Consider the following 13,875-nt stretch of genomic DNA (forward strand, 5'->3'; position numbering starts at 1 on the left):
ATAATGCCGTAATAGAAAATTTCTTTGGTTTACTAAAAAGCGAATTATTCTATTTAAAAAAATTCAAATCCGTTGAAGATTTTATAAAAGAGTTAAAATCTTATAAAAAATATTATAATACAAAACGGATAAAGATAAAACTAAAAGGACTTAGTCCTGTAGAATACAGAACTAAGTCTCAATTAGTAGCTTAATTAATATGTCCAATATTTTGGGTGCATATCAATAAGCTGTGCTTTTCTTATTTATTTAGAATAGGAATGGGGAAAACTTTGTTTTAAGCTTTAATAGCTTTATAATTTTCAATTACAAGCTGATAAAGTTTTTGATCTGCTGTAAGTCCAGAATATTTTTCTACTGCTTTTTCAATACCATTGTCAGCAATATAAGCCTGAATTTCTACAGCTTGTTCATCTTCTTTGTAATCAAAAGTATATCCTGTAGCAATAGCTTTTGCTAAGTGAGTATTATCAAGACCATAAGATTCAGCTAATAAAGCTGGCCCTACTAAACGGTCTTTAAGATTTAATTTACGGATAGGAGAACGACCTACACGTACTACTTCATCATGTAATGCTTCTAAGGAAATACGTTTTAAGATTTTTTCGATATAAGCTTCTAATTCTTCAAATTTAAATGGATATTTTTTAGTCATTGCCATAGCTGATTCTTTCATTACAGCTACTACATCAGCTTTAATTTCTGGAACTTCTAAAGCATCATGGATTGTTTCACAATTATTATGATAACCAAAATATGCAGTTGCAGCATGACCGCAGTTAAATACATAGAGTTTACGTTCAAGATACATGCCAAGATTTTCTACATATTCTGCACCTTTAATTGGTTGAGCTTCTGGATTTACCATTTTGTCTTTTTCAATAACAAGTTCAAAAGCTGCTTGAATTTGAGGTACTCTTACGCCATTTATAACTGTGCTAAGTGCAATTCTATCTACAGCTACATTTGGGAAAGCGCCTACTTTATCAAGTTCTTCTTCTGTTACTGGCGCTTTAGTATTTTCTACTAAAGCTTTTTTCAACATATCTGTAGCATAAAAAGCATTTTCACAAGCCATAACGTCTACTTTACCTATGCCACGATTTAAACGTTCTTTTAATCCTTTAGCAAGTGTAGGAGCTATTTTATCTAAATTATCAACACAAACAGATGTTGTAATTAAATCAGCTTCACAAATTGCTTCCACAATATCTGCTTCATTAGTAATTGGAGAAAAAGCTTTTACATTTTTAATTACTTTCTTTTCATTATTATCAATGATATACATTTCATAAGAATTTGTTTCATTGATATAATCAACTGTTGCTTTTACTACATCAACAAAAGTTGTAGAAAAACCAGATTCATATAATAATTCTCCAATAAAACCTCTACCGATATTACCAGCACCAAAATGCACTGCTTTCATTTAAAATACCCCCTATTATCTAAAACTTAATCATTAGATTTTGTAAATAAGTTATATAAAGCTTCTTTATCTTTTGTAACGAATAATTCTTCTAATTGTTCATCAGTATATTCGTCAAGAGCAATAGCAATATTAGCTAAGATAGCAAGATGTTCGTCGCCTTTACCTGCGATACCAACAACTAATTTTGCTTTACCTGTACCAAATTCTACACCATTAGGGAATTGTAATACTACAATACCTGATTTTTTAACTGTGTCTTTTACTGCATTTTCACCATGTGGAATAGCAATGCCACGTCCCATGTATGTGCTTACATCTTGTTCACGTGCAAGCATACCATTAATATATTCTTTGCCAACATAGCCAGATTTATATAATAATTCACCAGCCATTTTTATAGCTTCTTCTTTAGTAACTGTATCTAAGCACATTTTAATGTTTTCACGTTTTAATACAGTTTCATCTTCAACAGCGTTTTCTTTGCTATCTGCAACTTCTTCTACTTTAGCTTCTACATTTTGTAATTTAGCTAAAATAATATCATAAACATCGTTTTTAATGAAATCTTGTACAAATAAATGTTCAGCTTGTGGAGAATCGGCGATTGCACGGTCTGCTAATTTTTCATGAGATACTACAATCTGAGCATCAGATGGAATATTACCGATAGCACAGTTTGTTACAGAAATATATCCATAACCTGCTTTTTTCAATTTATTGCGAAGTGCACTTGCGCCCATAGCGGAAGAACCCATACCTGCGTCGCAAGCATAAATAATTTTCTTAAGTTCGCTACCTTTTACTACTACATCACTTTCAACACGTTTGCTACCACGGTTTTTCATATCTTGCATATTTTGTTGAGCTTCTTCTAAGGAAGAACCATCATCTTTAGAAGCTTTGATGAAGATAGAAGCGATTACGAATGATACTGCTGTAGCTACTACTACTGCTGCGATATTTGCAAAATATGCTCCTTTTGGAGTCATTGCTAAGATTGCAAAAATACTACCTGGAGAAGCTGGAGCGATAAGACCACCATTTAAAACGCTTAATGTGAATACGCCAGCCATACCTGCTGGAATAACTGCTAATAAGAGGATTGGTTTCATGAGAATATATGGGAAGTAAATTTCATGAATACCACCTAAGAAGTGGATAATTACTGCACCTGGAGCAGAGCTTTTTGCCATGCCTTTACCTACTAAACAGAAAGCAAGTAATACACCAAGACCAGGGCCTGGGTTAGATTCAATCATAAAGAAGATGGATTTTCCAAGTTCTTGAGATTCCTGAATACCAATTGGGCTGAATACACCATGGTTGATAGCATTATTCAAGAACAATACTTTTGCAGGTTCAACCAAAATAGATACGAGTGGAATAAGACCTAAGTTTACGATAAATTCAACGCCACCGCGTAAAATATCATTCAAGGAACTTACTACTGGACCTACGATGGCATAAGCAAGGATTGCTAAAATACCACCTAAAATACCAGCAGAGAAGTTATTGATGAGCATTTCAAATCCTGTTGGGATTTTATCTTGGAAAGCTTCATCAAATTTTTTAATACACCAACCACCAAATGGACCAACGATCATTGCTCCTAAGAACATTGGAATGTCAGAACCAGCGATGATACCAGCTGTTGCGATAGCACCTAAAACACCGCCACGATGTTGATAAATAGCACTACCACCACTATAACCAATCAATAATGGAATTAACCATTTTGACATAGGGCCACCTGCAGCTGCTAAATATTCATTTGGTATCCAACCAGTTGGAATAAATAATGCTGTGAGTAAACCCCAAGCGATAAATGCACCGATATTTGGCATTACCATTCCGCTTAAAAATCTACCAAATTTTTGCATCTTTTCTTGAGCAACATTTCCTGCTTTTGCTTCAGACATTTTTAACCCTCCATTACCTTTTTATATTTTTTCTTAAAATAATTTGTATATATTTTTTCTAGTTCCAAATAAATTTCTGCCTTAGAACCTTGATGTAAAATATCTAATAAGTTCGTATTTTCTATAATGCTTTCGGATAAAACTCCCATCGTTTCTAAAGCTTTTTCATCAGCTTTATCTGGAACTAATAAAATCAATACTGTAGATATTTCTTTTTCATTTACTTTTAAAGATTTTTCTAACTGAATAATCCCTACTGTCAAATTTTGTATAACTTTAGATTTTGTATGTAATAACATCAAATCTTTAATAATAGTGCTACCTTTTTCTTCTCTTGATTTCAAGTCAGCTTCCAAAATTTGACTTATATTGTCTTTTAATAAATAAATACTAACAAAACTACATAATTCTTCTTTAGAATTAACATTTACCATATCTTGATAAAAGAAATTCTTCAAAATAGATTTAATATAAAAACCAAATAGATTAAGTTCGCTCAATTTCTCAACTAAACTCTTATTATCTTTATGATACTCTCCACTATTTTCATCAGGTAATAATTGCATTTGATGAATGATATTATCTATATCCTTATCATCTAACATGAAATTTACAATCACTACTGGTATTGTCGCTTCATTTATTTCCACAGTGGAAATTATAAAATCTATGCCTTCATTTTGATAAAATTCATAGTTTATATTGATTGCAGAAACAATAGCTACAATATTTAAATTAGTGAATTTTTGTTTTAGTTGACTTGCTAATAATTTTGATGTGCCAATTCCTGTAGGACAAGCTACCAAAACATTATATTTTCTCGCTTTTTGCAAACTTGCATCTTCTAAAGTAGAACCTAAATGCATTGCTAAATAAGCAATTTCCGCTTCTGGTAAATTAACCCCTAATTTTTCCTCTAAAGGCTTAGCTGCTTTTTTAGCTAATTTCATCCATTGAGGATATTTCTCTTTCATCTCATTTAGTAGTGGATTACGTATCTCCAAATTTAATTTTATTCTCGTTGCCGCTGGCCCTAAGTGTTTTACAAGACCTATTAATAATTTACTTTTCTTAGCTATAAAAATACCGCTTTCTTCTTGAGCTATAGCTATTATTTTTTTGGCAATTTTTATCAAAGCAAAATTATCATAATTATTAATAGTGCCTTCTTGATAATTGTTTCTAGCTCCTAAAAGATGCATAGTAATAAAACCACTTTCTTCTTCAGGAACAACGATATCAAAGACTTCCGCAATCTCTTCACTTATCTTAAATGCTAAATCAAATTCTTTTTTCTTTTTCAATTCTGTTAAAAACTTAGTATCAATTTTGATGATTTCACCTTTTAATAAACGCTGTATAGCTAATGTAAGATGAACTACTAAGCCTGAAAAAGCATTTATCGATAAATTATAATTCTCTCTTTCCACTACTGTAGTTATTGCTTTTTCTACTTTTTGAATGATATCTTTATCGACTAAGTCCAATAAAAACTTATCCGTGCCACTTTTTAATTTAATATTTTTTTCTTGTTTATTTAAGACATTTAGAATGTTTTTCTCATGGAGATTTTTATAAATATGACTTATAATCGCTTTCCTGATGTCTTTCTCTAATCCCTCTAAATAAATCCCTAAACCAGGTTTGCGAACTAAATTCATATTCATCTTTTTTATCCATGTTTCTAATTTGTCTAAATCATTGCTTATAGTGGCTTCTGTTACATTCAATAATTTTGCCAAAGTCAATAACTTTATAGGTTCTTGTGATTTTAACAAATGACTTAATACTATATTTTGTCTTTCCGCTGGCGAATATTCATGCAAACCATTAGATTGGATTTGTTCTAGCATTTTTTGCTTGTGCTTTTCAGTCCCTATGATTTGCATACCCTTGCTAGTTTTTCTTTCTAAGATTAAATCATTTTCATTTAAAATCTTTTCAACATTAACTAATTGTCTAGTTACTGTTTTTATACTTACTTGTAGTAAATCAGCTATTTCACTAGCCGTTACATAAGTATTTCTTTTTATAAGTTCATTAATTATAAATTTCGAACGTTCGTTTATTTTCATACAATTAATTCCTTATAGTTTAATATTAAATAACCGGTTTATTTCTACAATTAAATTATAATAGAGAATTGTTTGTAAATTCAATCTAAAGTTATATTATTAAGTCTTTAATCCTTTAGGACAAAATTAAATAATGTCTAAAATAGAAAAACTACATTCAATAAATTCATAAAAATGAATATTAAATGTAGCTTTTTATAACCTATAATATATTTTATAAATCTTTTAAACTGCGAATGCCATTTTTTACATAATCAACTGGTCTGCTCCAATCAACATGTACATCAGTTGCTTCCCATAAACGAGTAAGTGCTAATTGAAGTGTTTCCACATCATCTAATGGATTAATAGTTATTGTAGTAAAATCATGTAATGTTTCATGTGGTACTTGTAAAGTTAATGGTGTATTTAAAAACTCTTCTACTTTTTGTTTAGCTACTTCATTTGCCAAAACAATATTTGCAGATTTAGTATCAGCTGTATACTCAATATATCCTAAATCACTATGACAAGAAATAGCTACACTATAATTGTTTTCCATAAAAAATCCCTTCTTTTATCAATAACGTTATACTTATTTTAACTGAGCCTAATAATCTGCGCAAGTAAAAATGCAATTTGCAATTCTGACCTGTTCACTCTTGCACAGATTTCATCTTTATGATATTATATTATCAGTTAATAACGGAGTATGCCTGCAATGTGCGTAGGTCTTTTTATATTGTCTAACCTTACTCTTTCTAAACGGGAATCTGGCTGTGATATTTGTGCTGCTGAATCGTCTCGAACGAATAGCAAAGCTCTTATCCAAGATACCCACCTGCACCAAGCAGGTCTAGGCGAATAAAAGATAACGGCATTATGGGCATATAAAAAAGCATTGTTTTACAAAAAGTGAAACAATGCTTTTTTGTTTGTCAAAAATCTATTTAAGATTACAAAATTCTAGCCTTTAGTAAAAACTATGTAAAATATAAAATCTTCTCTTGTAGTAGCTATCAAAAAATTTTATACTGATTACATATTAATATAATATCCATTATTTTTTATAAAATATAATTTACATTTAATCTATATCTATGAGGTGTTCTTATGCAAAAAATTTACTGTGTTGAAGATGACGAAAGCGTTCGCGAACTTGTCATCTATGCATTACAATCTTCTGGATTTGAAGCTCAAGGCTTTGTCAATGCTGAAGAATTTTTTCCTGTACTAAAAAATAATGTGCCTGATTTAATTCTTTTAGACATTATGCTTCCTGGCATTGATGGCATTGAAATTCTCAAAGAAGTTCGTAAAAATCCTAAAACACAACATACTCCTATCATCATGCTCACAGCTCGTGGTAGTGAATATGATAAAATAACTGGTCTTGATAATGGCGCTGATGATTATGTAACTAAACCATTCGGTGTAATGGAATTAATCGCACGCATAAAAGCAGTTTTACGTCGCAGTGCAAAAATCAATGTAGCACAAGATAAAGCTACTAATGATTTATCTGCTGGTAATGGTCTTCTTGTATTAAATCATGATTTCCATAAAGTCTATGTAAATAATGAAGAAGTCATTTTGACATTAAAAGAATTTGAACTTTTATACTATCTATTAAAAAATAAAAATATCGTTATTTCCCGCGATAAAATTATGGACAAAGTATGGGATTATAATTATGCAGCTGAAACTCGTACTGTCGATGTGCATATAAAAACACTTCGCCATAAATTAGGAGTAGCCAGCAAATTAATCGAAACTATCCGTGGAGTCGGTTATAAAATCATTGATTAATATGAGTATGAAGCAAAAAATCTTCAATTATATGTGCTTTTTAGTATCTATGGCTGTTATTTGTACTTTTATTTTAACTTTGACCTTATGTTATCCATTATTTTTTGAACATACAAAACAAGAAGTTAAAGATGAGGCTACTTATTTAACTTATGTTTTTAATCATCATTTAACAGACCCTAAAGAATTACTAAAAGATGCACAGACACAAACACGCATTACATGGATTGACCCTGAAGGCAATGTTATCTTTGATAATAGTGCTGAACTAGATAAAATGGAAAATCATCTTTTGCGTCAAGAAGTACAAATTGCCCAAAAAGTAGGAACAGGTGAATCTTATCGCATCTCAACTACGCTTGGAACTAATACGTATTATTACGCTGTGAGATTAGATGATAATTCTGTTTTACGTCTTTCTCGCAATAATGTTAGTGCATATGATATGGTTCAAGAAGCCTTGCCGATATTGTTAGCTATGATGTTATTAATCTATTTAACTTCTCTATTGGCTGCTCGCCGTATGGCTAGAAATATCATTGCACCTATAAATTCTATCAATCTTGAGCATCCTATTATGAATGACTTGTATGAAGAATTAAATCCTATGTTAATTCGTTTAGAAAATCAAAATGAGCAAATTCACCAACAAATGAAGACTTTAAAAAATCAACAGCGTGAATTTACCATGATTATCAACAATATCGAAGAAGGTTTAATCTTAATCAATCATTCTTATAAAATATTAGCTATAAATCATAGCGTATTAAATATTTTAAATGCCGAAAAAATAGACTATATTGATAAAAATCTCTTTACGCTTATCAATAATGAAACATTATATCAAGCTGCTCAAAATGTAATGCGTGGAGAACGACAAGAGTTTTATTTACCTCTTGATAAAAAAACTTATCAAATCATTGCCAGCCCTGTAACTAAGCATAATACGGTAAAAGGTGCTTTAATTCTCTTTGTAGATATCACGGAAAAACGCATGGCAGAAAAAATGCGCCAAGAATTCTCCGCTAATGTATCTCATGAATTAAAAACACCACTCACTTCTATCTCTGGATTTGCTGAACTCTTACAAAATAATATGGTTCGACCAAATGACATTCCTTTATTTGCTGGCAAAATCTACAAAGAAGCTCAACGTCTAATCAGTTTAATTCAAGATATAATCAAACTTTCTCAACTTGATGAAAAAAATAGTACCTTTATGAAAGAACCGCTAAATCTTTCTGCTATCTGTAAACAAATTATTTTACGTCTAAATGATAAAGCATTGACTAAACAGGTAAAACTCATTTTTAAAGAAGTTCCTACTAGCGAAATTATCGGTGTTCGTCAATTAATCGAAGAATTAATTTATAACCTCATCGAAAATGCTATAAAATACAATAAAGCCAATGGTTCTGTCTTTATTTCTTTATTAAATGAAGACAAAAATCATCTTATCTTAGAAGTAAAAGATACAGGAATAGGTATAGCATCAGACGATTTACCACATGTATTTGAAAGATTTTATCGTGCTGATAAATCCCGTTCTCAAATCAATGTAGAAGGTACAGGCTTAGGTCTTGCTATCGTTAAACATATTGCTGAATTCCATCATGCTAATTTAACAATTCAAAGTAAACCTAATGAAGGAACTTGTATCAGAATTCACTTTTCTTTAAAATCAGATTAAAAAATTTTTTAAACCCCTATTTTAGGGGTTTTCTTATTGTTTAAGCTAAAATTTTTGGTATAATAAGTAGAGTAACAAATTTTATAATATATATAATGAGGGTGCATGCTTATGCGATTAATAAAAAATATTATTTGTCTTACTGTATTAATAGTTTTCACATTATTCCATACTCAAATTAGTTTTGCGGCTGATTCTGAATGGTATTGGATTAGCTCAGATGATAAATATAGTAAATATTTTTCTATGACAAGAATTACTACTGTTTCTAGTCAAAATAACATTCCTACTTGTATTGAAGACTGGATAAAAACAGGTTACGCTCCAGGTGGAGCAGCTGAAACTATAGCTAATATGAAACTTCCTATCAATGACCCTAATCAATTAGTCTATAGCTTAGCTCGTGTTCAAATCAATCCTCAAGAAAGAACCTTACGCTATATGGAAGAAATCTTCTATGATAAAGATGGCAAGGCTCTTTATACACTCAAATATGATAATCCTGTAAATAAAGATATCAACTCTCAATCTTTTGATGAAAAATTCTATGCTATGATTGTAGACCGTGTATTCAATAAAGGTGAAGGCGGTCGTCTTATTTCTAATGCTCGTTGGCTTGGCTTATGGAGCAATGAATCTGGAGAAAGCAGTGCTGATACAGCAACACTTCGTCAGATAGATAACAATATCATTGTTTGGATTTGGCAAGAAAACAAAGACTCTGCTGGTAATGTTTCTTCTATCCAATTCATGAAAAAAGAATATAACGTACAAAATTTAACAGCTAGAACATTAAAATATAATTTCTGGTCTCCTGATACAAATTGGATTGATAAAACACCTAATCTCGACAAAAATATGCATTCTATCATTCCTGAAAGCACAGAAGATGTAGAATTCAAGAAAATAAGATATTATGCTAATAAATATCCTGAATGGGCAACACGTTATCAAATCAATAAAACAGCTACTGTTCCAACAAACACAACAGCAACTACTACAACTCCAACACCTACTACGCCTGTAAACTCTACTACAACATCACCAGCTGCTAGTGGCGTTACAAATCCTATTGGTTCTGTAGGTCCTATTGGAGCTCCTATAAATTAAAATTTGCGACTTAGTTTTAGTTATGCTAAAATTTAGCTTATTAAATTCATCTAACTAATTTAGATTGAAATTGCGGCTGTAGCTCAGACGGATAGAGCATTCGCCTCCTAAGCGAAGGGTCGCGTGTTCGACTCACGCCAGTCGCACCATTTATAAAAATAACGGATATTAATCATAATAATTGTGATTAATATCCTTTTTTATTGCCCTTTATCAAAAATATCAAGATAAAAAAATTCTTTTACTTCAACATTTATTATAGAAACTTTTTATTAATAAGTTTATTAATCTTGTTATATTTTGATTATATTTTGATTATATATTGTTGATATTGAACTTTAAAACATTTATAATATAACCATAAAATAATTATCACTTATTGATAAATTTATTATAAAGGAGATATTTTCATGTATAAATCATTTGGTTATCCAGAATTCAATGCTTCTGGCGAACAAATTCTTACTACTTACAATAATGAATATAGTAATATGCTAATGGATATTCGCGTCTATAAAATTAAAGCTGATGAAGAAAGAATTTTCTGCCGTGAAGGTGAAGAAATTGCCATACTACTCTTAGCTGGTAAAATCACTTATATTTTTGATGAACAAAAAAAAACTGTATCTAGAAAAGATGTTTTTACTGAAGGTCCCTGGTGCGTTCACGTTTGCAGTAATACAAAAGTAATTGTTAAAGCAAACAGCGATGCAGAAATTCTTGTTCAATGCACAAAAAATGAAAAACAATTCCCTGCTAAATTATATGCTCCAAAAGATGTTCCTTGGGGATATTCTTGTGCAGGAAAATTCGGTAACACTGCTCAACGTCAAGTTAATACTATTTTTGATTATGACACAGCACCTTATTCTAATATGGTTTTAGGTGAAGTAATTAATGATAGAGGTAATTGGTCTGGCTACTTACCACATTATCACCCACAACCTGAAGTTTACTATTTCAAATTTGATAGACCAGAAGGTTTTGGTGCTAGTTTTATCGGAAATGATGTATTTAAAAGCATTGATGGTAGTTTTGCCGCTATCGCTGACAGCAAAACTCATCCACAAGCTGTAGCTCCAGGTTTTTTAATGTATACTTGTTGGATGATTCGTCATTTTGATAATAATCCTTGGCTCCGTCAAAATTGTAATGAAGATGAACGATATATTTGGCTTCATGATGCTAAATTTTAATTAAATCTTGTTTTTTCTTACTAAATATTTTATAATAAAAAAAATTGAAAAAAATCCACTAGGGGTGCTTTTGAAGCTGAGAGGAAATATTCCGACCCTTAGAACCTGATTTGGTTAAGACCAACGTAGGGAAGTGGCAAATAAATGATTATCAAGGCAGATTTGCAACTTTCTTTGCATATCTGCTTATTTTTTTGCCATTTATCACTTATATTATGGAGGCAAAATTATGACAATGACACAAATGCAATCAGCTAGAGCTGGTAAAATCACTGATGAAATGAAAATCGTAGCTCAAGAAGAAAAAATGGATATTGAAACACTTCGTGAACGCGTTGCCAATGGTACTATCGCTATTTGTGCTAATATCAATCATCAAAATTTACACCCTTATGGTGTAGGCAAAGGACTTTGTACTAAAGTAAATGCTAATATCGGCACATCTAGTGCTTTTCCTGACCCAGCTCCTGAAATCGAAAAATTAAATGTCGCTATCGCATCTGGTACTCATTCTGTAATGGATTTAAGCACAGGAAATAATATTGATGCTTCTCGTCAAGCTATTTTAAAACATTCCACTGTAATGGTAGGAACTGTGCCAATTTATCAGGCAACAGTTGATGCCATCAAAGCTCATGGTGCTGTCGTGAAAATGACGGAAGAAGATTTACTTCATGCCATTGAAAAACAAGCCAAAGATGGTGCTGATTTCATGACTATTCACTGCGGTGTAACTATGGATGTAATCAATCGCATGAAAGCAGAAGGTCGTTATATGGACGTAGTTAGTCGTGGTGGTTCATTCATCACAGGCTGGATGCTCTATAATGAAAAAAATAATCCACTCTATGAACGCTATGATGATATCTTAGATATCTGTGCAAAATATGATGTTACTATGAGTCTTGGCGATGGTCTTCGTCCTGGCTGTCTTGCTGATGCTACTGACCATGCTCAAATTCAAGAACTTTTAAATTTAGGTGGACTTGTAAAACGCGCTTGGGATAGAGGTGTACAAGTCATGGTTGAAGGTCCAGGTCATGTACCATTTGACCAAATAGCTACAAATATGAAATTGCAAAAAAGCATTTGTCATAATGCTCCATTTTACGTTCTTGGCCCACTTGTTACTGATATTGCTCCTGGATATGACCATATCACTGCTGCAATCGGTGGAACTATGGCAGCTTCTTGCGGTGCAGATTTTCTTTGCTATGTAACTCCTGCTGAACATCTTGCTTTACCAAATGTTCAAGATGTAAAAGATGGTGTTATTGTAACTAGAATTGCCGCTCATGCTGCTGATATCGTAAAAAATGTACCTGGTGCAAAAGATTGGGATTTAAATATGGCTAAAGCTCGTAAAAAACTTGATTGGGAAGAACAAATGAATTTAGCTATCGACCCACAAACAGCTCGTCAAAGACGCGCTTCACGCAATCCAGAAGGCACAACTGCTTGCTCTATGTGTGGCGATTATTGTGCTGTTGAAATCGTCAATAAATACCTCGGTGCTACAATCGAACATTGTTAATTTAAAAATGCAGGATAATCCCTGCATTTTTTCATTCATTATGATAAAATTTTTATAGATATTCTTATATCTCATAAAATTATTAATGAAAGAAGGTATTGTTATGAGTAATCATATTGAAGCCAAAATTGGAGAAGTTGCTGATGTCGTTTTACTTCCTGGCGACCCATTACGTGCAAAATACATCGCTGAAAAATTTCTAGAAAATCCTGTCTGCTACAATCATATTCGCAATATGTTTGGCTATACTGGAACTTATAAAGGCCATAAAGTTTCTATCCAAGGAACTGGTATGGGTATTCCTTCTATTTCTATCTATGCACATGAATTAATCTGCGATTACCATGCTAAAAAATTAATTCGCGTTGGTACTTGTGGTGGTTTAAAAGATGATGTTCATGTTCGCGATGTCGTTATCGCTCAAGGAACAACTACTGATAGCGGCATTATTGTTCGCACTTTTGGTGATGGACTTCATTATGCTCCACTTGCTGATTTTGAATTATTAGGCAAAGCATATCACCACGCTAAAAAATTAAACATTCCTGTAAAAATTGGTAATGTATATTGCCAAGACCGTTTCTATGATGAAGAAGTTGATTTGCAAAAATTAATCCAATATGGCTGTCTTGCTGTAGAAATGGAAACTTCTGCTCTTTATATGCTTGCTGCTCGTTATAATGTACAAGCACTTGGCGTATTTACTGTAAGTAATCACTTATTTACAGGTGAAGAAACTACAGCTAAAGAACGTGAACAATCCTTTGATAATATGATTAAAATAGCGCTTGAAACTGCTATCGACGAAAGAGATATCTAATAATGCAAATACAAAAAGAGGACAATATTGATATGCACCCAAAATATTGGACATATTAATTAAGCTACTAATTGAGACTTAGTTCTGTATTCTACAGGACTAAGTCCTTTTAGTTTTATCTTTATCCGTTTTGTATTATAATATTTTATATAAGATTGTAACTCTTTTATAAAATCTTCAACGGATTTGAATTTTTTTAAATAGAATAATTCGCTTTTTAGTAAACCAAAGAAATTTTCTATTACGGCATTATCTAAGCAATTGCCTTTTCGGCTCATGCTTTGGATAATGCCTTTTTCTTTTAATAATTT

The 13,875-nt window shown here is 31.7% G+C and carries 12 protein-coding genes, 1 tRNA gene, 1 other RNA gene and 1 riboswitch; of the genes, 9 read left to right on the plus strand and 5 right to left on the minus strand.

What is annotated here, in order from left to right:
* Positions 1-194, plus strand: a 194-nt coding sequence (locus F553_RS11955; protein ID WP_019000062.1) for an IS3 family transposase, incomplete at its 5' end; no start/stop codon positions are given.
* An 83-nt stretch (positions 195-277) separates the two neighbouring features.
* Here F553_RS11955 and F553_RS0110475 read toward each other — a convergent pair.
* From F553_RS0110475 to F553_RS0110490, 4 genes are all read right to left on the minus strand, one after another.
* Positions 278-1,429, minus strand: a complete 1,152-nt coding sequence (locus tag F553_RS0110475) for a mannitol-1-phosphate 5-dehydrogenase (protein ID WP_008540050.1) — start codon at positions 1,427-1,429, stop codon at positions 278-280.
* A 26-nt stretch (positions 1,430-1,455) separates the two neighbouring features.
* Positions 1,456-3,351 carry a PTS mannitol transporter subunit IICBA gene (locus F553_RS0110480; protein WP_019000063.1) on the minus strand — a complete coding sequence of 632 codons (1,896 nt, stop codon included), beginning with the start codon at positions 3,349-3,351 and terminating at the stop codon, positions 1,456-1,458.
* Between the two features lie 2 nt (positions 3,352-3,353).
* On the minus strand, positions 3,354-5,426 hold the full coding sequence (locus tag F553_RS0110485) for a BglG family transcription antiterminator (RefSeq protein ID WP_019000064.1): 2,073 nt from the start codon (positions 5,424-5,426) through the stop codon (positions 3,354-3,356).
* 214 nt (positions 5,427-5,640) lie between these two features.
* A complete protein-coding gene (locus F553_RS0110490) occupies positions 5,641-5,967 on the minus strand; it encodes a hypothetical protein (protein WP_008540054.1) in 327 nt (108 codons plus the stop codon).
* A gap of 148 nt (positions 5,968-6,115) precedes the next feature.
* Here F553_RS0110490 and ssrS point away from each other — a divergent pair.
* From ssrS to deoD, 8 genes are all read left to right on the plus strand, one after another.
* Positions 6,116-6,298: non-coding RNA, 6S RNA (gene ssrS, locus F553_RS12410), on the plus strand.
* 220 nt (positions 6,299-6,518) lie between these two features.
* Entirely contained in the window at positions 6,519-7,214 is a 696-nt protein-coding gene (locus F553_RS0110495) for a response regulator transcription factor (protein ID WP_019000065.1), read from the plus strand.
* A gap of 1 nt (position 7,215) precedes the next feature.
* Positions 7,216-8,904 (plus strand): sensor histidine kinase, encoded by a 1,689-nt coding sequence (locus F553_RS0110500; RefSeq protein WP_244263955.1) that lies wholly within the window; start codon positions 7,216-7,218, stop codon positions 8,902-8,904.
* Positions 8,905-9,015: 111 nt separating this feature from the next.
* The gene (locus F553_RS0110505; protein WP_033405785.1) at positions 9,016-10,014 is read left to right on the plus strand and encodes a hypothetical protein; all 999 of its coding nucleotides are present in this window, start codon (positions 9,016-9,018) and stop codon (positions 10,012-10,014) included.
* Between the two features lie 72 nt (positions 10,015-10,086).
* Positions 10,087-10,163, plus strand: a tRNA-Arg gene (locus F553_RS0110510).
* Between the two features lie 261 nt (positions 10,164-10,424).
* On the plus strand, positions 10,425-11,210 hold the full coding sequence (locus F553_RS0110515) for a 5-deoxy-glucuronate isomerase (RefSeq protein WP_019000068.1): 786 nt from the start codon (positions 10,425-10,427) through the stop codon (positions 11,208-11,210).
* A 50-nt stretch (positions 11,211-11,260) separates the two neighbouring features.
* Positions 11,261-11,359: riboswitch (TPP riboswitch) on the plus strand.
* Between the two features lie 80 nt (positions 11,360-11,439).
* The gene (thiC, locus tag F553_RS0110520; protein WP_019000069.1) at positions 11,440-12,744 is read left to right on the plus strand and encodes a phosphomethylpyrimidine synthase ThiC; all 1,305 of its coding nucleotides are present in this window, start codon (positions 11,440-11,442) and stop codon (positions 12,742-12,744) included.
* 103 nt (positions 12,745-12,847) lie between these two features.
* Positions 12,848-13,564 carry a purine-nucleoside phosphorylase gene (gene deoD / locus F553_RS0110525; protein ID WP_008540061.1) on the plus strand — a complete coding sequence of 239 codons (717 nt, stop codon included), beginning with the start codon at positions 12,848-12,850 and terminating at the stop codon, positions 13,562-13,564.
* A 59-nt stretch (positions 13,565-13,623) separates the two neighbouring features.
* On the opposite strand, the gene F553_RS0110530 is transcribed toward deoD, so the two are convergent.
* A partial coding sequence (locus F553_RS0110530) for an IS3 family transposase (protein WP_019000070.1) occupies positions 13,624-13,875 on the minus strand: 252 nt, incomplete at its 5' end.

The organism is Megamonas rupellensis DSM 19944, assembly GCF_000378365.1.
Lineage (GTDB): Bacteria > Bacillota > Negativicutes > Selenomonadales > Selenomonadaceae > Megamonas > Megamonas funiformis.

What these genes read in the sequence shown, in the direction of transcription:
- F553_RS0110475 (WP_008540050.1), bottom strand. Translation starts at nt 1,429, where the DNA reads ATGAAAGCAGTGCATTTTGGTGCTGGTAATATCGGTAGAGGTTTTATT.
- F553_RS0110480 (WP_019000063.1), bottom strand. Translation starts at nt 3,351, where the DNA reads ATGTCTGAAGCAAAAGCAGGAAATGTTGCTCAAGAAAAGATGCAAAAA.
- F553_RS0110485 (WP_019000064.1), bottom strand. Translation starts at nt 5,426, where the DNA reads ATGAAAATAAACGAACGTTCGAAATTTATAATTAATGAACTTATAAAA.
- F553_RS0110490 (WP_008540054.1), bottom strand. Translation starts at nt 5,967, where the DNA reads ATGGAAAACAATTATAGTGTAGCTATTTCTTGTCATAGTGATTTAGGA.
- F553_RS0110495 (WP_019000065.1), top strand. Translation starts at nt 6,519, where the DNA reads ATGCAAAAAATTTACTGTGTTGAAGATGACGAAAGCGTTCGCGAACTT.
- F553_RS0110500 (WP_244263955.1), top strand. Translation starts at nt 7,216, where the DNA reads ATGAGTATGAAGCAAAAAATCTTCAATTATATGTGCTTTTTAGTATCT.
- F553_RS0110505 (WP_033405785.1), top strand. Translation starts at nt 9,016, where the DNA reads ATGCGATTAATAAAAAATATTATTTGTCTTACTGTATTAATAGTTTTC.
- F553_RS0110515 (WP_019000068.1), top strand. Translation starts at nt 10,425, where the DNA reads ATGTATAAATCATTTGGTTATCCAGAATTCAATGCTTCTGGCGAACAA.
- thiC (WP_019000069.1), top strand. Translation starts at nt 11,440, where the DNA reads ATGACAATGACACAAATGCAATCAGCTAGAGCTGGTAAAATCACTGAT.
- deoD (WP_008540061.1), top strand. Translation starts at nt 12,848, where the DNA reads ATGAGTAATCATATTGAAGCCAAAATTGGAGAAGTTGCTGATGTCGTT.